General features: G+C 41.3%; 18 protein-coding genes. 12 read left to right on the forward strand and 6 right to left on the reverse strand.

The window, feature by feature from the left end; all coding sequences use genetic code 11:
- Window position 1: 1 nt before the first annotated feature.
- From ALE3EI_RS03760 to ALE3EI_RS03775, 4 genes are all read right to left on the reverse strand, one after another.
- On the reverse strand, window positions 2-748 hold the full coding sequence (locus ALE3EI_RS03760; protein WP_186990985.1) for a succinate dehydrogenase/fumarate reductase iron-sulfur subunit: 747 nt from the start codon (window positions 746-748) through the stop codon (window positions 2-4).
- 12 nt (window positions 749-760) lie between these two features.
- On the reverse strand, window positions 761-2,764 hold the full coding sequence (locus tag ALE3EI_RS03765; protein WP_186990987.1) for a fumarate reductase/succinate dehydrogenase flavoprotein subunit: 2,004 nt from the start codon (window positions 2,762-2,764) through the stop codon (window positions 761-763).
- Between the two features lie 10 nt (window positions 2,765-2,774).
- Entirely contained in the window at window positions 2,775-3,443 is a 669-nt protein-coding gene (locus tag ALE3EI_RS03770; RefSeq protein WP_186992287.1) for a succinate dehydrogenase cytochrome b subunit, read from the reverse strand.
- A 134-nt stretch (window positions 3,444-3,577) separates the two neighbouring features.
- On the reverse strand, window positions 3,578-6,421 hold the full coding sequence (locus ALE3EI_RS03775; RefSeq protein ID WP_186990988.1) for a WD40/YVTN/BNR-like repeat-containing protein: 2,844 nt from the start codon (window positions 6,419-6,421) through the stop codon (window positions 3,578-3,580).
- Window positions 6,422-6,612: 191 nt separating this feature from the next.
- Here ALE3EI_RS03775 and ALE3EI_RS03780 point away from each other — a divergent pair, with 191 nt between their 5' ends.
- On the forward strand, window positions 6,613-7,911 hold the full coding sequence (locus ALE3EI_RS03780; protein ID WP_186990990.1) for an aminopeptidase P family protein: 1,299 nt from the start codon (window positions 6,613-6,615) through the stop codon (window positions 7,909-7,911).
- Between the two features lie 146 nt (window positions 7,912-8,057).
- Here ALE3EI_RS03780 and brnQ read toward each other — a convergent pair whose 3' ends face one another.
- On the reverse strand, window positions 8,058-9,341 hold the full coding sequence (brnQ, locus tag ALE3EI_RS03785) for a branched-chain amino acid transport system II carrier protein (RefSeq protein ID WP_186990992.1): 1,284 nt from the start codon (window positions 9,339-9,341) through the stop codon (window positions 8,058-8,060).
- Between the two features lie 31 nt (window positions 9,342-9,372).
- Here brnQ and ALE3EI_RS03790 point away from each other — a divergent pair, with 31 nt between their 5' ends.
- From ALE3EI_RS03790 to ALE3EI_RS03800, 3 genes are all read left to right on the forward strand, one after another.
- Entirely contained in the window at window positions 9,373-10,143 is a 771-nt protein-coding gene (locus ALE3EI_RS03790; RefSeq protein ID WP_186990994.1) for an alpha/beta fold hydrolase, read from the forward strand.
- 64 nt (window positions 10,144-10,207) lie between these two features.
- Window positions 10,208-10,453: a hypothetical protein gene (locus ALE3EI_RS03795; protein WP_233279993.1), complete on the forward strand. Its 246-nt coding sequence runs from the start codon at window positions 10,208-10,210 to the stop codon at window positions 10,451-10,453.
- Entirely contained in the window at window positions 10,453-10,659 is a 207-nt protein-coding gene (locus ALE3EI_RS03800; protein ID WP_186990997.1) for a hypothetical protein, read from the forward strand. The genes ALE3EI_RS03795 and ALE3EI_RS03800 overlap by 1 nt, the downstream gene beginning before the upstream one ends.
- On the opposite strand, the gene thiL is transcribed toward ALE3EI_RS03800, so the two are convergent.
- Window positions 10,648-11,709, reverse strand: a complete 1,062-nt coding sequence (gene thiL / locus ALE3EI_RS03805; RefSeq protein WP_186990999.1) for a thiamine-phosphate kinase — start codon at window positions 11,707-11,709, stop codon at window positions 10,648-10,650. The two genes, ALE3EI_RS03800 and thiL, sit on opposite strands and share 12 nt — an antisense overlap.
- A 198-nt stretch (window positions 11,710-11,907) precedes the next feature.
- Here thiL and ALE3EI_RS03810 point away from each other — a divergent pair, with 198 nt between their 5' ends.
- The 8 genes from ALE3EI_RS03810 (at window position 11,908) to sufB (ending at window position 22,028) form a co-directional block, all read left to right on the forward strand.
- Window positions 11,908-13,161: a choice-of-anchor B family protein gene (locus ALE3EI_RS03810; protein WP_186991001.1), complete on the forward strand. Its 1,254-nt coding sequence runs from the start codon at window positions 11,908-11,910 to the stop codon at window positions 13,159-13,161.
- Between the two features lie 190 nt (window positions 13,162-13,351).
- Complete coding sequence (locus tag ALE3EI_RS03815) at window positions 13,352-15,268, forward strand: choice-of-anchor B family protein (RefSeq protein ID WP_186991003.1); 1,917 nt, start codon at window positions 13,352-13,354, stop codon at window positions 15,266-15,268.
- A 122-nt stretch (window positions 15,269-15,390) separates the two neighbouring features.
- Window positions 15,391-16,803, forward strand: coding sequence for a choice-of-anchor B family protein (locus ALE3EI_RS03820; RefSeq protein ID WP_186991005.1), 1,413 nt, complete (start codon window positions 15,391-15,393; stop codon window positions 16,801-16,803).
- 8 nt (window positions 16,804-16,811) lie between these two features.
- Window positions 16,812-18,182 (forward strand): hypothetical protein, encoded by a 1,371-nt coding sequence (locus ALE3EI_RS03825; RefSeq protein WP_186991006.1) that lies wholly within the window; start codon window positions 16,812-16,814, stop codon window positions 18,180-18,182.
- 26 nt (window positions 18,183-18,208) lie between these two features.
- On the forward strand, window positions 18,209-18,982 hold the full coding sequence (locus ALE3EI_RS03830) for an MbnP family protein (protein ID WP_186991008.1): 774 nt from the start codon (window positions 18,209-18,211) through the stop codon (window positions 18,980-18,982).
- A gap of 8 nt (window positions 18,983-18,990) precedes the next feature.
- Window positions 18,991-20,067, forward strand: a complete 1,077-nt coding sequence (locus tag ALE3EI_RS03835) for a cytochrome-c peroxidase (protein ID WP_186991009.1) — start codon at window positions 18,991-18,993, stop codon at window positions 20,065-20,067.
- Window positions 20,068-20,231: 164 nt separating this feature from the next.
- Window positions 20,232-20,561 carry a HesB/IscA family protein gene (locus tag ALE3EI_RS03840; protein WP_186991011.1) on the forward strand — a complete coding sequence of 110 codons (330 nt, stop codon included), beginning with the start codon at window positions 20,232-20,234 and terminating at the stop codon, window positions 20,559-20,561.
- An 18-nt stretch (window positions 20,562-20,579) separates the two neighbouring features.
- Window positions 20,580-22,028, forward strand: coding sequence for a Fe-S cluster assembly protein SufB (gene sufB, locus ALE3EI_RS03845; protein WP_186991014.1), 1,449 nt, complete (start codon window positions 20,580-20,582; stop codon window positions 22,026-22,028).
- Window positions 22,029-22,031: the final 3 nt, after the last annotated feature.

Raw genomic sequence — 22,031 nt, forward strand, 5'->3', positions numbered from 1 at the left:
CTTATCCCTTTAGACTTGCACTTAGGTATTCTCTGTTCATCCGTGCAATGTTTTCAAGCGAAATTCCCTTTGGACATTCAATTTCACAAGCTCCTGTGTTCGAACAATTTCCAAAACCTTCCTTATCCATTTGCTCAACCATGTTTAACACCCGGCGGGTTGCTTCAACTCTTCCCTGAGGTAAAAGTGCAAACTGACTCACTTTTGCAGACGTAAATAACATAGCGCTGGCATTTTTACACGCCGCTACACAGGCACCACAACCTATACAAGTCGCTGCCTCGAAGGATTCGTCGGCATTCTCTTTTTCTACGGGAATGGCATTGGCATCTATAGTATTTCCTGAAGTGTTAACCGAGATATATCCTCCGGCCTGTTGTATACGATCGAAGGAGCTTCTATCTACCACCAAATCCTTAATGACAGGAAAAGCCTTTGCCCGGAAGGGTTCTATTACAATAGTATCTCCATCCTTAAAACTTCTCATGTGTAACTGACAAGTCGTTACCATCCGGTCCGGTCCATGAGGTTCCCCGTTAATTTGGAGTGAGCAGCTCCCGCAAATTCCTTCTCTGCAATCGTGATCGAATACCACGGGTTCTTCTCCCTTGTCTATTAATTCAGCGTTAAGCACATCCAGCATTTCAAGAAAGGACATGTCGCCTTCCACACCATCCAAGGGGTAAGTTTGCAATTGACCTTTAGTACCGGCATCCTTCTGGCGCCATATTTTCAGTGTTAGCTTCATATTCCTATTTTGTTACTTATAACTTCTGGTTTTCACCTCGATGTTTTCGTATTCCAATTCTTCCTTGTGTAAGATAGCCTCCGAGGGTTCTCCATTGTATTCCCAGGCGGCAACGTACATAAAATTCTCATCATCGCGCAGGGCTTCGCCTTCTTCAGTTTGATACTCTTCTCTAAAATGTCCTCCACAGGACTCCTCTCGGTGCAAGGCATCCTTGGCAAATAACTCTCCTAGTTCCAGAAAATCTGCCACCCGTCCTGCTTTTTCAAGTTCGGGGTTCATTTCGTTCATACTGCCAGGTACTTTTACATCCTTCCAGAATTCTTCTCTCAATGCCTTTATCTCTTGAATAGCCTCTTTTAAGTGGGGCGCATTTCGAGACATTCCTACTTTGTTCCACATGATCTTTCCAAGCCGTTTATGAAAATCGTCTACAGATTTGCTTCCGTTGTTATTGATAAGCTTTTCAAGACGGTCACGAACATTCTTCTCTGCTTCTTCAAACTCGGGAAGATCGGTTGATATTTTTCCTGTTCGTATGTCCTTAGAAAGATAATCTCCAATGGTGTACGGTAAGACAAAATAACCATCTGCCAATCCCTGCATCAAAGCAGAAGCTCCTAAACGATTTGCTCCGTGGTCACTAAAATTAGCTTCTCCGGTTCCGTAGCAACCTTCAATGGTAGTTTGCAGGTTATAATCCACCCAGATACCTCCCATAGTGTAATGTACGGCAGGATAGATCTTCATGGGAGTCTTATACGGATTCTCATCTACGATCTTCTCATACATCTGAAAGAGGTTTCCGTATTTATTTTCAATAACCTTTTCTCCTAATTCTCTGATCTTTTCTTCGGAAGGGTTTTCGATCTTTTCAACTGCTGCTGCTTCCTTTCCGTAGCGCTCGATGGCTGAAGCAAAATCGAGAAACACCGCTTCCCCGGTCTTATTGACCCCAAATCCGGCATCACATCGCTCCTTCGCTGCTCTGGAAGCCACATCACGAGGAACAAGATTTCCGAAGGATGGATACCTTCGTTCCAGATAATAATCTCTTTCTTCTTCTGAAAGCTCTACCGGTCTTTTCTTACCTTCACGTATGGCAATAGCATCTTCTTTTTTCTTCGGAACCCAAATACGTCCGTCATTCCGAAGCGATTCGGACATTAAGGTTAGTTTGGATTGGTGCTCCCCTGAAACCGGAATACAGGTAGGGTGAATTTGTGTATAGCAAGGATTCGCAAAATAAGCACCCCGCTTGTGAATTTTCCAGGAAGCTGTGACATTACTTCCCATGGCATTTGTTGACAGATAGAATACATTTCCATATCCTCCTGAGGCAATTACTACGGCATGAGCCGAGTGTCGTTCTATGCTTCCACTTACCAGATCTCTGGCAATAATACCTCTGGCCTTACCGTCCACCACGACAAGATCCAACATTTCATGGCGGTTATACGGAGTGATCTTTCCTCTGTTAATCTGGCGGTTCATGGCTGCGTAAGCCCCCAACAATAACTGCTGTCCTGTTTGTCCCTTGGCATAAAAGGTACGTGACACTAAAACGCCCCCAAAAGATCGGTTATCCAGAAGTCCGCCGTACTCCCTTGCAAACGGTACCCCTTGAGCAACGCACTGATCGATTATATTTGCCGAAACCTCTGCAAGACGATATACATTTCCTTCGCGAGACCTGTAATCCCCTCCTTTAATGGTATCATAAAAAAGTCGGTAAGTAGAATCCCCGTCACCCTGATAGTTTTTAGCAGCATTGATCCCTCCTTGTGCAGCGATTGAGTGTGCACGTCTGGGAGAATCCTGATAACAGAACGTTTTTACATTATACCCTAACTCGGCCAATGTTGCGGCAGCACTTCCTCCGGCGAGTCCGGTACCAACCACGATCACATCAATATTCCGTTTGTTCGCCGGATTGACGAGATTAATGTTGTTTTTATGATTTGTCCACTTTTCGTCTAAGGGTCCTTTTGGTATTTTAGAATCTAATTTCGACATGGTATAGCGTTTAGTGGGGTATTTGATTAAAATGTAAATAGATGGCAATAAAAATAAAGCCGAGAGGTATCACCACAGCATACACTTGTGTGAACAAGCGCAAACCTTTGGAGTATTTATTATTGAAACCTACACTTTGAAAAGAGGATGAGAACCCGTGCCACAGGTGGAAGATGAGTAATACAAATGCCAAGACATAGAGTCCGACACGCACAGGACTTTCAAATTTATGAACAGTTTCTGCATAATAACGGGTAGGATCCTCGGGGTGGGTTTCCACATATTTATGAATCATTTCCGGAATCCAGAAATCATAAAAATGCAAGCCCAGAAACGCAAGGATCACAAGACCCGATATGATCATATTTCTGGAGGCCCAGGTTGAATTTCGGTGTCCTTTAAATTCTTTGTAACTAATGGCTCTGGCATTGCGGTTTCTTACTTCCAGCACGATTCCCATTATAAAATGAAACAGTACCCCTATCATCAGTATGGGTTGTAAGACAAATTGAACCAGTCCGTTGGTACCCATAAAATGTGACCAGTTGTTAAATGTATCCGGATCGATCACTGAGGTAAGGTTTATCGTAAAATGTTGCGCGAGAAAAAATACAAGAAATAAACCCGAAAGTGCCATTGCGACTTTTCGAGCAATTGAAGAGGATAATATTCCCATTATGGTTTTCTTTTCAAGAATTGGTATACAAAAATACGGCTGAAACTAATTTTAGCCAAACATTTAAGGCTTAATATAAAACTAAACACAAATCCCGATTTTAAAATCAACACCTGCAACTAATATTATAAGTCTGCTTATTCGATAGTTAATTTCCCGGCCCCTTCTTTATTGGAAACAGAAATTTCAATTTTATAATCTCCTTTGGCTAAATAGTATTTATCATTATCTGCCCTATTCATCTTTGTACCGGATTTTTCCAGTGACTTTTGTCCTTTTTCTGAAAGTGTGAGATCGTATTCAACTACATTTACCCCCTTTACAGCATCCACTTTAATTTGTTGTAATTGTGATCCGTCATCCGACTGAATTGTTATCGTTGCTTTTCCACTACTTGGACTAAAGAACTGAATGTTCACTGAAGGTTCGAAAGCATCGTTCCACGGACTGAATCTGCTTCCCCATCTTCGTGAACTTCTAATTGGTGCGATTTCTGCCACCACAATCTCATTCATGTTTTCCGAGTTAAGTTGCTGTAACAAAGAAACATCTGCTACATAAATAGACCGTCCGTGCGTTCCTAGAACCAGATCTTTGGCTTTAGACTGAACCACCATATCGTGAACGGCTACATTAGGGAGGCCTTCATTAAATACTTCCCAGCTTTCTCCACGGTTAAAACTCACATAAGCCCCGTTATCTGCTCCCAAATACAGTATATTCTCATTTACAGGATCTTCCTTTATAACATTAACCGGGGAGGCAGGTAGATTTCCGTTAATGTTCTTCCAGCTTTGACCATAATTTTCACTTACGAACACATAAGGCTTAAAATCATCCCAACGATAGCCATTTAATGTAACATAGACACGCTCTAATTTATGCTGTGAAGCAATCACCCGGCTTACCCAAAGATCCTTGGGGAAAGTATTGGAAATATTAACCCAGTTTCCGCCTGCGTCTCTGGAAACATGTACCATTCCATCATCGCTTCCGGCATATAGCAACCCAAATTTAAATGGCGATTCACTTATACTTGTTAACGTACCGTAAGCCACATTGCCCGGCTTGCCTCCTTTGGTAAGATCCCCCGAAATGGCCTCCCAGTCGGTGCCTTTGTTCATACTTCGCATCAACTTGTTTCCGCCCAGATATAAAATATCCTGATTGTGCGGACTAAGCAAAATTGGAGTTTGCCAGTTAAAGCGATACGGACTTTCACCCAATTCATGTTTAGGTTGTATGTAGGTAGTTTCGTTAGTCTTTCTATTTAGCCGAAAGTAATTCCCGAACTGAAAACCTGTATAAACAATATCGCTGTTTCTGCTATCTATCTGTACCTGCATTCCGTCACCTCCCATGATGGACTCATAGGGATACTGGCCGCTTTGATGCCATGAGTTACCGGCTTCATAAGTGTGAGCACCTACCCAAACTCCATTATCCTGCAAGCCTCCGTAAACATTATAGGGTTCTTCGTAATCAACATTTACAGTATAGAATTGTCCCACCGAGGGGGCATTGTTCTTTATCCAGGTCTCTCCGTCGTCGTAAGAAATATTAATTCCCCCGTCATTCCCGTTAATAAGATGTCCGGGCATTTTCGGATTGATCCACAATGCGTGATGATCGGCATGTACATTATCGGCGCTTATAGAAGTGAAGGTCTTTCCTCCGTCCTTAGATTTTAAGATAGGAACTCCGTAGATATAAATTGCGTTAGGGTCATTAGGATCAACATGGACTTTTCCGAAGTAATAGCCATAAGAAAAATAGATTCCGTCCAGATATCCGTCATGCGTTTTTTTCCAGGTTTTACCCCCGTCGGTAGATTTGTAAACCTCAGCGCCAATCACGGGAGTGTCGAACAACATCGAATTTGCATCTTCCAGATATTTTGCCAGATCTACCGGTTTTACGGTTCCTCCACGAACCATATTCTTTACATTCTCGGCCTTATATTTTTCCTGAAAACCATTCATTCTTAAATACCTGTCCAGCTTTTTATCGTCCAGCGCCAGAAAATCTGCTGTCGTCATGCTCTTAAAATCGTCTTTGGAAAGCATATCGCTCTCATCACGCTCCTTGTTGTCCTCATCCCTGCGATCCTGATTGTCGTGAATGGCATATACCGTGTTGGCATCAACGACTGCCAGCCCAATTCTTCCAACGCCTTCACCGGTAGGAAACCCACTGCCCGCCATGGAAACTTTTTTCCAGGTATTGCCTGCATCGACACTTTTATAAATTGCACTTCCGGTTCCATTACCGGTAAAATTCCATGCCTTGCGATCCTTGTCCCATGATGCAGCATACATAATGTTGTAATTATTGGGATCGCGTTCCAACTCTATAATCCCGGACTGATCATTCACATATAAGGTTTTTGTCCAAGATTTTCCGCCATCAAGTGTTTTAAAGACACCCCTTTCAGAATTAGTGGAATACAAATGCCCAACCACACCCACCGTAAGCTCATTCGAGTTATTCGGATTAATTAAAATACTGCTTATGTGATGCGAATCCTTAAGTCCGCTATTTTGCCATGTTTTACCATAGTCAGTTGAGCTTAACAACCCAATTCCAGCGTAAGAGGATCTGGAAGCGTTAACCTCACCGGTTCCTACCCAGAGCGTATTCGTTTTCCAATCCATTGCGAGACTACCCACATTTTGAGTAGGAGAACTATCGAGAACCGGTGTAAATGAGGTTCCGTTATTTTTAGTATGCCAAACCCCGCCACTTGCATATCCTACATAAAATTCTACAGGATTTTCCGGATTTACGGCAAAGCCTACAACCCTTCCACTCATTACGGTAGGCCCTATGTTTTTTACAGGTAAGTTCTTAACCAATGACATTTGGGTAAGTTGCGCTTTTTGTTGAATTGCCTTTTCTATATCAGTAGCAGAAGTTGCGGGTTGTTGTGCAAATACTGAAATGGCTGTAAAGCTTAGAAGCAAAAGAAAATATCTCTTCATGGTTTGGTGTTTAGAAAATTGAAATTACTGAAATGCCCTTGGTTTGCAAAATTTAATTCTGAGTTTGACAATTTAGATGATATACTTCTTGTTTAACTCGTGCTAAGAGCGGGGTTCAGAAATAAATCATTTAATCGGTAAATAATTCCCTCTATTTCTTTTAATTTTGAAAAAATTCAGAAAAATACATCATGAAATATCACCCGATCGACCCTTCACTTTTTGTCAAAAACCGCAAAGAATTTATTGCTCAAATGAAGCCTAAAAGCCTGGCTGTTTTTAACAGTAACGACATTTATCCAATTAGTGCAGACAGCACTATGCCGTTTCAGCAGTCACGCGATATTTTCTTTTTAAGCGGTGTTGATCAGGAAGAAAGCATGCTACTGTTATTCCCCGATTCGGTAGAAGAAAAACACAGAGAAATCTTGTTCTTACGTGAAACCAATGAGCATATAGCCGTCTGGGAAGGTGAGAAATTAACCAAGGAAAAAGCTCTAGAGGTAAGTGGAATAAAAACGGTGTATTGGTTAAAGGAGTTCGACAAGGTTTTTTTCGAATTGATGACACAAGCAGATACGATTTATTTCAATACCAACGAACATTACCGTCAATCTGTTGAAACCGAAACCCGGGAGGTCCGCTTCATAAAAAAGACAAAGGAAAAATTTCCTGCACATAGCTGGGCCAAGAGTAATCCTATATTACAACGTCTTCGCTCGGTAAAGGATCCCATTGAGATCGATCTTATGCAAACGGCCTGCGACATTACCAATAAAGGTTTCAGGCGAGTTTTAAGCTTTCTGAAACCGGGAGTTTGGGAATATGATATTGAAGCCGAGTTTATGCATGAGTTTCTTCGGAACAGATCCCGTGGTTTTGCGTATACACCTATAGTAGCCAGTGGTAATAGTGCCAACGTCTTGCACTATATTGAAAATAACCGGCAGTGCAAGGATGGCGATCTGCTGTTGTTGGATGTTGGAGCCGAATACGCCAATTACAGCAGCGATATGTCCCGAACCATTCCGGTGAATGGAAGATTTACAAAAAGACAAAGGGAAGTTTACAGCGCTGTAAATCGAGTAAAAAACGAAGCTACCAAAATGTTGGTCCCTGGCACCCTATGGAAAGAATATCATATTGAAGTTGGAAAGTTAATGACTTCAGAGCTCATAGGTTTAAAGCTGTTGGATAAGGCCGATGTACAAAATGAAAACCCCGACTGGCCTGCGTACAAAAAATATTTTATGCATGGAACTTCGCATCATATAGGTCTCGACACTCACGATTACGGTATCTTATGGGAGCCCATGAAGGCCAATATGGTATTTACCGTAGAACCCGGAATTTATATTCCTGAAGAAGGCTTCGGAATACGCCTTGAAGATGACGTGGTGATTCAGGAAAAAGGAGAACCATTTAACTTAATGCGGGATATCCCTATTGAGGCCGAAGAGATTGAAACATTGATGAACACCAATAGCTAATCTCCCAAACGTATTGATGGGATCCTTCTTGTGATTCGGTTTAGAGTATGGGGTGGTTATTAACCGCTTCAGAATTTATTCATTACCCGACAACCTTATATCAAGCATCTCTAAAAATTCAGGAACAAAACTTATAACAAAACCTGTTATGCAGTGGGATTAATTGTTCGCTTTGCCACAAATAAATTAGAAATCACAAATGCGATAAGGGCGGGTACTACCCATCCCAATCCGTTTTTCGCTAAGGGGATCCACGCTTTTATAGGTGCTGTATTTTCTTCGGAAAAGACAAAGGGAAGAAAATCGGGGATGCAAAAAATAAGTGTCACTATAGTAACAGTCTTAAATACCACAGGAGACGCATATTTCTTATTCAGAATATTTAACAGAATTAAAACAATTGTTATTGGATAGATAAACTGAAGCGCCGGAACCGCGATGTCGATAATAAAACCTACGTTGAATTGTCCTACAAGAACGCCAATAATACAGCCGAAAACGGCCGTGAGCTTGTAGGCCAGTTGCGAATTTCCGGCCACTCCCTTAACAAAGTCGGAAGTTCCGGTTACTATACCCACTGCCGTGGTAAAACAGGCCAGCGCGACCAACACTCCTAAAAAGACGGTGCCTATACTGCCCAGTGTTTGAGTGCTTAAGTGGTTGAGAAGTTGTGTTCGATTCTCAATCTGGAGCGTTCCGCTGTTCATTGCTCCCAAGGCGATGAGTCCGCCGTAAATTAAAAATAATCCCAATCCTGCAAAAAAGCCGGCTTTGGCGATCATACTTTTCTTTTCTTCGTAATTATATGTTCCCTGTAAGGCATAGGAAATAACGATCACACCTCCTACAACAACGCCTCCAATAGCGTCAAAAGTCTGGTATCCTTCCATGATCCCTCCTGTTAAGGCGTTCTCAAGATTGGAGGGGCGCATCGGTTCGATCGTTCCAAAGACTCCTATACAGATAATAGCGAGAAGAATAACAATAATTAAAGGAGTTAGAAATTTCCCTATAATACTCAGTATTTTAGATCGGTTAAGCGCAAAGAGCAGTACCAGGGAAAAATACACTGCACTGGTCCATAGGGAGGAAATCTCAAAATAAGGCTGAATCGCCATTTCATGAGTTACCGAGGCTGTTCTCGGGGAAGGGAGGGCAATCGAGATCGCATACACGAAAACAGCAAACATTAGGGCAAACCAAGGAGAAACCCTGTTTGCAAAATCGAGCATCGTACCCTGTAATCTTGCATGGCCATAGATTGCGAGAATCGGGATAATCACGGCAGAAACTGTAAAACCAAGCGTTACCCAAATCCAACTTTCACCGGCATTATATCCTAAAAAAGGCGGAAGAATTAAATTGCCTGCTCCAAAGAAAAGTGAAAAGAGTGCAAAAGCGGTGATAAAGGTTTGCTTGCTGTGATTCATTGGTGGATATTTGCATGCCGAATATAAAAAAATGAAGCTGATATTTAACGAAACCTCGATCTTTTATACCCGAAAGGGGTCCGGACCCGCATTGGTATTGCTTCACGGTTTTCTGGAAAGCGCTACAATGTGGGAGCGTTTATCGATGACATTGGCTCAAAAGAATACTGTTCTTACTATTGACCTTCCGGGACATGGGCAAAGTGAGTGTTTAGATGAAACTCATACCATGGAAATAATGGCGGAAACAGTAAATGCGTTACTTCAAAAAGAAAAGATCGGGACCGCAGGATTTATCGGGCACTCCATGGGAGGTTATGTGGCTTTGGCATTTGCCGAATTATTTCCCGAGAAAACCGATAGTCTGATTCTTCTAAATTCATCTCCCGCAGAGGATTCGCCGGAACGTAAACAAAACCGGGATCGCGCCATCGAACTTATGCTGGTGAACCCTAAGGGATTTATTCAAATGGCGATTTCAAATTTGTTTGCTGAAACATCGAGAAAGCAGTTTGCTTCAGAAATAGCCGCATTAAAAAAGGAAGCCTTGTCTTTTCCGGTACATGGTATTATTGCGGGCATTCGTGGAATGCGCGACCGAAAGGATCGCACTTCGGTATTAAAGCATTTCAAAAAGAGAAAATATATGATCTGCGGAACCAAAGATCCTATTATTCCATTAGAGGTTTCAGAAATTCTTTCAAAGCACTGCGAAACACCTCTTATAAAAGTGGAATCCGGACATATGACTTTAACGGAAAATTATGAGGAAGTTGTTAAAATTATGCTTTTTATCGATTAATTTTACTTTTAATCGATTTTATTCAGAAAAAAGTATATATTTAACTCAACAAAAAACGTAACCAATGAAAGATTCCTCCCCAAAAGCTTCTTTTTCGCTGTATGGATTAGTCTGTAATACTTTCGGCCATGACTACATTATTACCCGTAAAGTAACCAATCACATTAACGAATACAAATGTTCTCATTGTGGGCGTGAAGTTACAGACAGCCCCGCAGGAAAGCTAGAAGAACTAACGTATAAGATCAAACAGATCAATACCTGCGTAGCCACTTTTTTTCAGAAAAGAACCCAAAGAATTTCAGCATAATGAAACTCCTTCTTTGTAAACTCAACCGACATTCATTTACGAATATCAGTACGGAGAATATTCATATTAAACAGTTTGAATGCTCAAACTGCAAGAAGAAATTTACTACCGACGGCTACGGAAGATTGGTAGAACTCAACAGTTACTGGAAAAAGAACAACCAGTTCTTCGAACACTACTTTCAGAAAACAAAACTAGGAGCCTGATTCACTTTCCAAGGCGTTCCACCCTCTGGCAATAATGGGTATTTTTGTATTTGCACGGGTAATTAGATGCACCCCTTCTTTTTGGTGCGTAATATGTCCAATGACCGTTAAGTGCGGATTGGCTTTGATCTTCGGAAAATCCTCTGTCGAAATAGTGAACAGCAACTCATAATCCTCCCCTCCGTTTAATGCGATGGTGGTACTATCAATATTAAATTCTTCACAGGTAGCGATCACCTGAGGATCCAGCGGGATCTTGTCCTCATAAACGTTGCATCCAACGCCGGAATTCTTACAAATATGTAGCACCTCAGAAGAAAGTCCGTCGCTAATATCGATCATAGCCGTAGGTTTCACCTCCAATTCATTTAATAACGTTACGATATCCTTACGCGCTTCAGGCTTCAATTGTCGCTCTACCAGATAGGTGTAATTTTCGAGATCGGGTTGCGCAGCAGGATTTACCTCAAACACTTTCTTCTCCCTTTCCAAAACCTGCAACCCCAGATAGGCAGCTCCTAAATCTCCCGTTACCACAAGCAGGTCATTTTCTTTGGCACCGTCTCTGTATGCAAGGTCATCCTGCTTTGCTTCACCAATTGCTGTTATGCTAATAAGCAATCCGGTGGTGGAAGATGTAGTGTCTCCACCTATAAGATCAATGTTGTAAATTTTACAGGCTGCTGCGATCCCTTCATATAATTCTTCCAAAGCTTCCACCGGGAAGCGGTTAGAAACCGCTATAGACACGGTGATCTGTTTCGCTATGGCATTCATTGCATAAATGTCGGAAAGGTTGACCATCACGGCTTTATAACCTAAATGCTTTAAAGGCATATAACTAAGATCGAAATGAACCCCCTCCAGCAGCATATCGGTCGAAACGATCATTTTTTTATTCGCTTCGGAATCAATTACGGCAGCATCATCCCCAATTCCTTTTACTGTACTTTGATGTTGTATTTCAAAATTCTTGGTAAGGTGATCTATCAAACCAAATTCTCCCAAAGTTTCAATTCCCGTTCTGGACTGATCTTTATTCTCGAACATATTCATTTCAATTTAGAATGCAAAAATACAGCTTCAAAAGAATAAACAGACTGAAATTTGAGTTATATCTCCTTCTACCGGCTTCCTATAATAAAAATATCATCAGCTCAAACCCGTAATTTATAAATAACGTGAGGATGTGCTTGTAAATAGGAATAAGGCGTATTACCTTGTCCCGTCGATCAAAATAAGACTGTTATGAAAAAAATTTTATTAATCTTTGCTTTAAGCTGTTTTATATTCTCCTGTAACAAAGATGATAACGCCCCCGATCCCATGGAACAAAACACCGATGACGGTGATATACCCGATCCCGATCCCGATCCGGTGATGATCCCGGTTTCTGCAATTTGCGATAATGGTATGGCCGGAGTTTTTCCCTGCAATAATTACGATCTCATCTACCGTATTGGGCTGGATGAATTTGGCGCAAGCGAAGGAAACGATATTTGGGGATGGACCGACCCTTCCAGCGGCAAAGAATACGCCCTAATGGGGCTTGACAACGGGACCGCATTTGTGGATATTTCGAATGCCGCAAACCCAGTATATCTTGGAAAACTAAGGACTCAAACTGGAAATTCGGCATGGAGAGACATTAAAGTGTACAATAATTACGCTTTTGTGGTAAGTGAAGCTTCAAATCACGGGATGCAGGTCTTCGATTTAACCCGCTTGCGAAACGTTGCAAATCCGCCAACAAGTTTCAATGCCGATGCCATTTATACGGGTTTTGGAAGTGCTCATAATATTGTTATAAATACAAATTCGGGGTATGCCTATGCCGTAGGAAGTGATACCTTTAATGGTGGCCCACATTTTATAAACATACAGGATCCCCTCAATCCGGTAGGTGAAGGAGGATATTCTATGGATTCATATAGTCACGACGCACAAGTTGTCACTTATACCGGTCCGGATAGCGACTATACCGGAAGAGAAATTCTCATTGGCAGTAACGAAAACGAAGTGGTAATCGTCGATATTACAGACAAGAACAATCCGGTGCACATTTCGGCAATAACATATCAGCAAACCGGGTATACCCATCAGGGATGGTTTACCGATGACCAGTCTTACTTTTTATTGGGAGATGAACTGGATGAAATTAACTTCGGAATTAATTCCAGAACAATTTTATTTGATTTTAGTGATCTAGACGATCCTCAAACGGTGGGAGAGTATTATGGTCCTACTACTGCTATTGATCACAATGGTTATGTAAAAGGAAACACTTTCTTTCAGGCCAACTATACGGCAGGAGTCCGAATTATTAGTCTGGCCGATATTAACAATGGTAATTTACAGGAGATTGGGTTTTTCGACACGCATCCTTCGAATAATGCAGCTTCTTTCAACGGCGCATGGAGTGTGTATCCCTTCTTTAACAGTGAACATATTATTGTAAGCGATATAAACATGGGACTTTTTATAATAAAGAAAAAAACGTAAACCCCTCAGATAAATCATTTTCAAGACATTAATTAACAGATATTTTATGGTGACTTATTCAAGTTTTCATATTTTTGAAAGCTTTTTTGAGCATTTTTTAAATTAAATTGGCAATATTTTACATATTGTTGTCAAATTGATAATTGAATTTTCCTTTAAACCCAACCTACTTCTAATCTAAAAAAATATAATGAAAAAAGTTTTACTCTCCCTGTTATTAGTCAGCACTACCTCATTGTTTGCCCAAACACCATGTACGGGTGGTACTGCGGGACCCTATCCTTGTGACGGCTACATCCTTCAATCTGAAATTTCTTTAGGCACTTTAAATGCCGGTGCCGGAAATGATTCATGGGGATGGACAGACCCTTCTAATGGAAATGAATATGCTATAGTTGGTTTAAATAACGGAACTGCATTTATAAATATCAGCAACCCAAACTCCCCGGTATATCTTGGAAAGCTTCCAACTCATACTTCCAACAGTACCTGGAGAGATGTAAAAGTTTATAATAATCACGCCTTTATAGTTAGTGAGGCAAACGGGCATGGGATGCAGGTTTTCGACCTTACTCGACTAAGAAATGTGCCTAGTCCTCCGGCAACTTTCAACAATGATGCGCACTACAACGGCTTCGGAAGAGCCCATAATATAGTAATAAACGAAGATAGCGGTTATGCTTATGCCGTAGGGACAAGTACATTTAACGGCGGACCACATTTTATAGATATTTCAAACCCCACAAACCCGACCGCTGCAGGTGGATACGCTATGGATCAATACAGTCATGATGCACAGGTAGTGATCTATTGTGGTCCGGATAAGGATTACGCCGGAAGAGAGATCCTTATTGGAAGTAATGAAGATGAAGTGATCATTGCAGACATCACAGACAAATCAAATCCAGTGAATATTTCATCGATTTCCTACGGAAACGTTGGATATACTCACCAGGGATGGTTTACCGAAGACCAAAGATATTTTTTACTTGGAGACGAGACAGATGAGCAGGGAGTTGGTTTTAACACCAGAACCATTGTTTTTGATTTTGAAGATCTTGACGATCCACAGCTTTTCTTTGAATATAGTGGTCCTACTCCCGCCATTGACCATAATGGATATGTAAAAGGCACCAAATACTATATGGCTAACTATCGCGCCGGACTTAGAGTGATCGATGTTTCTGATATAGCTAACGGAACTATTTCTGAAGAAGGATCTTTCGACACCTACCCAACCAGTAACAGCGCAAGTTTTAGCGGTGCATGGAGTGTATACCCATATTTTGAAAGTGGCAACATTGTAATTAGCGATATAAACCGTGGCTTTATCCTTGTGAAGGCTCAGGTATCCGACACGACCCCTCCGGTAGCCAATTGTTCTAATATTACGGTTTCCTTAGATGCCAACGGTTCTGTGACCATAAGCGGCGACCAATTAGACAATGGATCTTCAGATAACAGCGGGACTGTGTATTTCCTGTTGTGTGAAGACACATTCGATTGTTCAGATCTGGGAGCAAATACAGTAGAACTTGTTGTATATGACGATTTTGGAAACCGTGATTCTTGTACAGCTACTGTGACCGTAGTAGACGATTTAGGCCCTCAAATTGATTGCCCTGCAAACTTTACCGTTGCTTATGATTCAGGTGAGTCGTTTTATACGCTTGAAGATTTTGTAGCGAATGGCGCTGTTAGCGCGACAGATAACTGTACATCGAATTTGACCATTGATCAATCTATCGCCCCGGGAACTCAGTTAACAGTTGGCACTTATACTATTACCTTCGACACTACCGACGATGAGAACAATTCATCCTCCTGTAGTTTTGAGCTAACCGTTGTTGAGGTGCTTGGGGTCACTGAAGAAAATTTTGAATTGGGTCTGGCAATTTATCCAAATCCTGCTACAGAAGAAATTATTATACAATCCAACAATATTGAACTAACCTCCATTACGTTAAGTGATGTTTCCGGGAAAGTGATCTATTCGGAAGCTAACCTGAGTACAAATCAAAAGGTGATCAATGTTGCTGCGCTACCGCGAGGCGTTTATTTTATGACACTTAATAATTTGTTGACGAAAAAGGTCATAAAACAATGATTCTCTAAATAATGTAAGGAATTAAGCAGTTATGCGACATAAATGAAGTACTAACTTATAGCATAAGTCGTTATAAATTAGTACTTTGTTGTTTAAAAAAACGTTCTAATACTACAACAACTATGAAAAGAATATTACTCGCGTTCATGGCGCTCACCACTTCAATTGCATTTTGTCAAACCCCATGTGACAATGGAATGGCCGGATCATTTCCATGTAATGGTTTTGATCTGCAATCCACAATTTCCTTAGGACAACTTGGGGGGAGCACCGGAAATGACTCCTGGGGATGGACAGATCCTGTTAGCGGAATAGAATACGCTATAACCGGCGTGGACAACGGAACCGTATTTATAGATATTTCAGATCCGGTTAATCCTGTGATACTCGGTAAACTACCCGGGCACAATGGATCAAGCAGTCTTTGGCGTGACGTCAAGGTCTATAATAATCATGCATATATGGTGAGTGAAGCAAACGGTCATGGAATGCAGATCTTCGACCTTACCCGATTAAGATCGGTTACCAATCCTCCGGAGACTTTTACGCCCGATGGGCATTATTCCGGATTCGGAAATGCACACAATATTGTAATCAATGAAGAGACAGGTTTTGCCTATGCCGTTGGGACGAACACTTTTGGGGGCGGACCTCATTTCATCAATTTACAGGATCCCGTAAACCCTGTTGCGGCAGGTGGATATTCCTTAAATGGATATACGCACGACGCGCAGGTAGTTGTCTACAACGGACCCGATACAGATTACATCGGTCAAGAAATTTATGTAGGCTGTAATACCGATGAAATTGCCATAGTAGATGTAACAGATAAAATGAACCCGATACCGATTGCCACTGTGGGTTACACGAATATCGGATACACCCATCAGGGGTGGTTCACCGAAGATCAGCGATATTTCATTGCCGGTGATGAATTTGATGAATCGAATGTGGGTTTCAACACACGATCTATAATTTTCGACTTTACTGATCTGGACAATCCTCAGGCAGATTTTGAGTATTTCGGCCCCGAAGGGTCCATCGACCATAATGGATACGTGCTCGGTGATAAATTCTATCTTGCCAATTATACCGCCGGTCTTAGAGTAATTGATATAAGTGATATTGCCAATGGAAACATGACCGAAATAGCGTATTTTGATTCTCACCCTTCAAATAATTCGGTGGGTTACAGTGGTGCCTGGAACGTGTATCCCTATTTTGCCAGCGGAAACATTATTATTAGTAATCTGGACGGTGGCTTTTTTATAGTGCGCGATCCTTCACTTTCGATCGATGAAACTTCAACATCAGATTTTGCGATCTATCCCAACCCGGCAAGCGAAAAAATAAGGTTACAATCGAAATTGACACCGATCTCAAGTGTCGATATTTATTCAGTGATAGGGCAAAAAGTAATAAGTCTCAATTTTTCTGATAGTACTTCCGAAGAAATAAATATTGAAACGCTCCCATCCGGGGTATACATTCTTAAAATAAACAACAATACGACCAAAAGATTGATCGTTAAATAAACAAATCTATGCTACCTACAAACTTTAAGTATTTGCTTCCAATTATCGCAATTACATTGCTATTTTCATGTAAAAAAGATGATAATGGAAATGAAAATCCCTCTGATGACGATCCGCCGGTTCAGATCGACCTAGAAGGTGTTATTGAATTTTCCAAAACCTTTGGAGGAAGTGGCGAAGACAAGGCAACCGCTATGGTGATAGCTAATGACGGGGGATATGTGGTTTTTGGCTCTACCAAGAGTAATGATGGCGACATCGTCGATAAAACAGATCTTAACAGCGATTTTTGGGCCCTTAAATTGACTGCCGATGGTGAAAAAGTGTGGAGTAAGACCTACGGTGGAAGTAATGATGAGGAAGGACAGAGTATAAGGAAGACCAATGATGGAGGATATATTTTGTCGGGATTTAGCCGAAGTAGTGACGGCGATGTAGGTGGAAATGAAGGCTTTCAGGACTATTGGATCGTAAAGATCGACCGCAGTGGTAATCTTCAATGGGAACAGCATTATGGTTTTGCAGGTGGTGAACAGTGTTTTTCTACTTTTCAGACCAGTGACGGAGGATATTTTGCGACCGGTTTTCTGGATGTAACCGGAAGTAACGGTCAAGGGAATGACGACGGAAGAAGTGTTCAGCACGGTGTAGGAGAATTCTGGGGAATTAAAATGGACAGTGAAGGTAATAAAGAATGGCGAAGATATTTTGGTGGTACCAATAACGATAGAAGCTACGATGCTCTCGAAACCGATGACGGCGGCTTTCTTTTAGTAGGCGCCAGCGAAAGTGACGATTTTGACATTACAGACAGCAAGGGATCCTATGACTATTGGGTAGTTCGGGTTAATGCAGATGGCGATAAATTATGGACGAAGTCTTTTGGCGGGGAAGAAATTGATGTGGCTTATGCTGTAACAAAATCCATGGACGGTAACTATATCTTAGTGGGTGATGCCCGAAGTACCGATCAGGATGTGAGTAATCCAATAGGGAATGCAGATCTGTGGGCTGTAAAGTTCTCTGATAATAATGGCGCAATGATCTGGGAAAAATCCTTTGGCGGCACAGAATTTGATTCGGCAAAGAGCATTAAGGCTATGAGCGACGGAAATTACCTTATCTCCGGCGCAACCCGAAGCGCCAATGGTGATGTCACCAGCAATAACGGCCAAAATGACGCCTGGGTCATCATTATCAATGAAGATGGTGAATTGCAATTTGAGATGAATGTTGGAGGATCCGACCTCGACTTTGCCAATGATGCCCACCAAACCGCAGATGGAAAAATAATTCTTGTTGGGGATACAGAAAGTAATGATATTGACGTTACGAATAATCGAGGTTTTAATGATCTGCTAATTGTAAAAATTAAATAATAATCAACTTAATTCAACTAAGGAAAATGAAAATAAATGTCCTTTTTTTAATATTGTCGGTGGTACTTATTAGCTGTAACAATGATGATGAAGCTACTCCTCCGGCAGATGTTTCGGTAGATTTTACATTCTCACACAACTGGGAGGGAAGTGTGATTACTAATTCCGATTTCGACCAAATTCAGTACACAAATGAAAACGGTGAAGAATTGAGTATTTCTAAATTAGATTATTTGATTTCCGATATTACGTTTACTAATACCACTACCGGGGAAGTCTATGCGGCAGATGATTATAACTTTATAAGTGTACGTAATAATACCAACATGAATTTTACTCCGGATATTACGATCCCTGCCGGAACTTATGCGGTTTCATTTACCTTTGGATTCGACGATGAGGACAATCAGGATGGTGTGTATCAGGACCTTAATACTATTGGATGGAACGTTCCAATGATGCTGGGAGGCGGATATCACTATATGCGTCTGGAAGGAAAATTTATTGATAATACTTCGGCCGAAGTCGGTTACCAATACCATACCATTCGTGCGGCCGACAATACAGTAACGCCTATGATACTTACCGATACTTCTTTTGAAGTTGAACTGGGTAATATTCAGATCGTTGAAGGTGTTGGCATTACTATTGAAATGGATGTTGCCGAATGGTTTAAAAATCCGAATACCTGGGATCTAAACGTACTACATTCTATGTTGATGCCAAATTACAATGCTCAGATCATGATGTCTGAAAACGGTAGAAGCGCATTCAGTCTTGGTGCTGTAGTAACCCCTTAAACAACATTATGAATCGTAATTTCATTTTATATATCCTAATCACTTGCTTGCTCATCTCCTGTAAAAAGGACGATGAATCCGGTGATGACGGATATATGGCGACGCCTTTGGAATTACAGGTTCCCCCATTATTTGAAGATAAATTGCTTCCTCCAGTGATTCCTGCAGATAATCCACAAACGGTGGAAGGAGTCGCATTGGGACGAAAATTATTCTTCGACCCTATTCTCTCTGCCGACAATACAATGGCCTGCGCGAGTTGTCACAGTCCGTCCAGCGGGTTTAGCGACTCGCGTCAATTCAGTATTGGTATCGACGGTATTGCCGGCAGAAGAAATTCTATGCCGTTATTTAATCTGGCATGGAATTATACCGAAAATTTCTTTTGGGACGGAAGAGCGGTGACCCTTGAAAATCAGGCGCTGGAACCGGTTGAAGATCCCATTGAAATGCACAATACTTGGCCTGAAGCCGTTGCTTCCATTCAGGCAGACACCGAATACCCTGAACTATTCCAAGATGCTTTCGGAACGACAACGGTCGATCGAACATTGGTGACCAAAGCGATTGCGCAGTTTGTTAGAACACTAATCTCTGCGAACAGTAAATTCGACAGATATACAATGGGTACGGCACAATTAACACCTTCCGAATTAAACGGATTGAATGTGTTTATGGATGAAAACCGGGGAGATTGTTTTCATTGTCACGGAAATCCCAACAGTCCGTTGTGGACCGATAATATTTTTCATAATAACGGACTGGATGAATCCTTTACCGACCGGGGGCGAGGGGAAGTGACGGGTGATCCCAGAGAATTCGGAACCTTTAAATCTCCGTCATTGCGAAATCTTGCCTATACAGCTCCGTATATGCATGATGGAAGATTTGAGACTCTGGAAGAGGTTATAAATCATTACAGTGAAGGATTGGTTTATTCGAGCACTATCGACCCGTTAATGAAGAAAGTGGATCAAGGAGGGGTACAACTTTCGGAACAAGACAAGGCAGATCTCAAGGCATTCCTCTTAACACTTTCAGACCCGTCTTTTATAAGTAATCCTGCGTTTCAAAACCCGAATTAACCTTCAACAAATCCCACATTTTCGCAACAAGCAATTGAGTTTCAGTGTTATTTGTTAAGTATTGCTTAAATCTATGCGGATATAGGCTTAAATTCTTTTCTCTCTATGGTTTAAATGCGCAATTGCCGTATATTTGCATCTAATTTAGAATTAATCTATTTTAAATGATAAAAGTTAGTAACGACGCTAAATCCAGAATATCTCAACTCATGTCTGAAGGAGGCTTTGAGGTTGAACAGGACTTTGTACGCGTTGGCGTGAAGAGTGGTGGTTGCAGTGGGTTGTCTTATGAACTGACCTTCGATAAGAATACCGATGAAGAGGATAAGGTTTTTGAAGACAGTCCGGTAAAGATCGTTGTAAATAAAAAGAGCTTTCTTTATTTGGTTGGAACTACGTTGGAATACAGCGGAGGGCTTAATGGAAAAGGGTTTGTTTTTAATAACCCTAATGCGAACAGAACATGCGGATGTGGAGAAAGTTTTTCTCTGTAAAAAATGCTGAAAAATACAATGGGAAAGTTTACTGAAGACGACTTAAAGAAAGAACTCGAAACCAAGGAATACGAGTATGGATTTTATACCGATATAGAATCTGATACTTTTCCTGTGGGTTTAAATGAGGATATCGTACGGGCAATTTCAGCTAAAAAGGAAGAACCCGAATGGATGACTGAATGGCGGCTGGAAGCTTTTCGTCACTGGAAAGAAATGATAGAGCCGGAATGGGCTAATGTTACCTATAAAAAACCGGACTTTCAGAATATCTCTTATTATTCGGCTCCTTCAAAAAAACCCAAATACGACAGTATTGATGAAGTAGATCCGGAATTGCTGGAAACCTTTAAGAAATTAGGTATCTCTTTGGATGAACAAAAGAAACTTGCGGGAGTTGCTGTGGATATTGTAATGGATTCGGTTTCGGTAGCAACAACCTTTAAAAAGACCCTTAACGAAAAAGGGATCATCTTTTGTTCGATTTCCGAAGCGATAAAAGAACATCCCGAACTGGTAAAAAAATATCTTGGAACGGTTGTCCCTCAAAGAGATAACTTTTATGCCGCCCTAAACAGTGCTGTTTTTAGTGACGGATCGTTTTGTTATATACCAAAGGGAGTGAAGTGTCCTATGGAACTTTCCACTTACTTTCGAATTAATCAGGCCGGTACAGGTCAGTTTGAACGTACTCTGGTAATAGCAGACAAGGGCAGCTATGTAAGTTACTTAGAAGGTTGTACTGCGCCAAGTAGAGACGAAAACCAATTACATGCCGCCGTGGTAGAGCTCATCGCTCTAGACGATGCAGAAATCAAATATTCTACCGTTCAAAACTGGTACCCAGGAGGGAAAGACGGAAAAGGCGGAGTCTATAATTTTGTTACCAAACGAGGTATTTGCGAAAGGAACGCTAAGATATCATGGACTCAGGTAGAAACCGGAAGTGCCATTACGTGGAAATACCCTAGTTGTATTCTAAAAGGCGATAATTCTATAGGTGAATTTTATTCCATCGCTGTCACAAACAATTATCAGCAAGCAGATACCGGAACTAAAATGATCCACTTGGGCAAGAATACTAAGAGTACGATCATTTCTAAAGGCATATCGGCCGGACAATCACAAAATAGTTATCGCGGATTGGTAAAAATAAGCCCCAGAGCCGACAATGCCCGTAATTTTTCACAATGTGATTCACTCTTAATGGGTAATAATTGCGGTGCACATACTTTTCCGTATATAGAAGTTAAAAATAAAAGCGCTCAAATAGAGCACGAAGCAACCACCAGTAAGATTGGCGAAGACCAGATCTTTTATTGTAATCAGCGAGGTATTGATACGGAAAAGGCAATTGCCCTTATTGTAAACGGATTCAGTAAAGAGGTGTTAAATAAGCTTCCTATGGAGTTTGCCGTAGAAGCGCAAAAATTATTGGAAATAAGCCTTGAAGGGTCGGTTGGATAGGCT

The sequence above is a fragment of the Constantimarinum furrinae genome (assembly GCF_014295415.1).
In the GTDB taxonomy this organism is placed as follows: Bacteria; Bacteroidota; Bacteroidia; order Flavobacteriales; family Flavobacteriaceae; genus Constantimarinum; species Constantimarinum furrinae.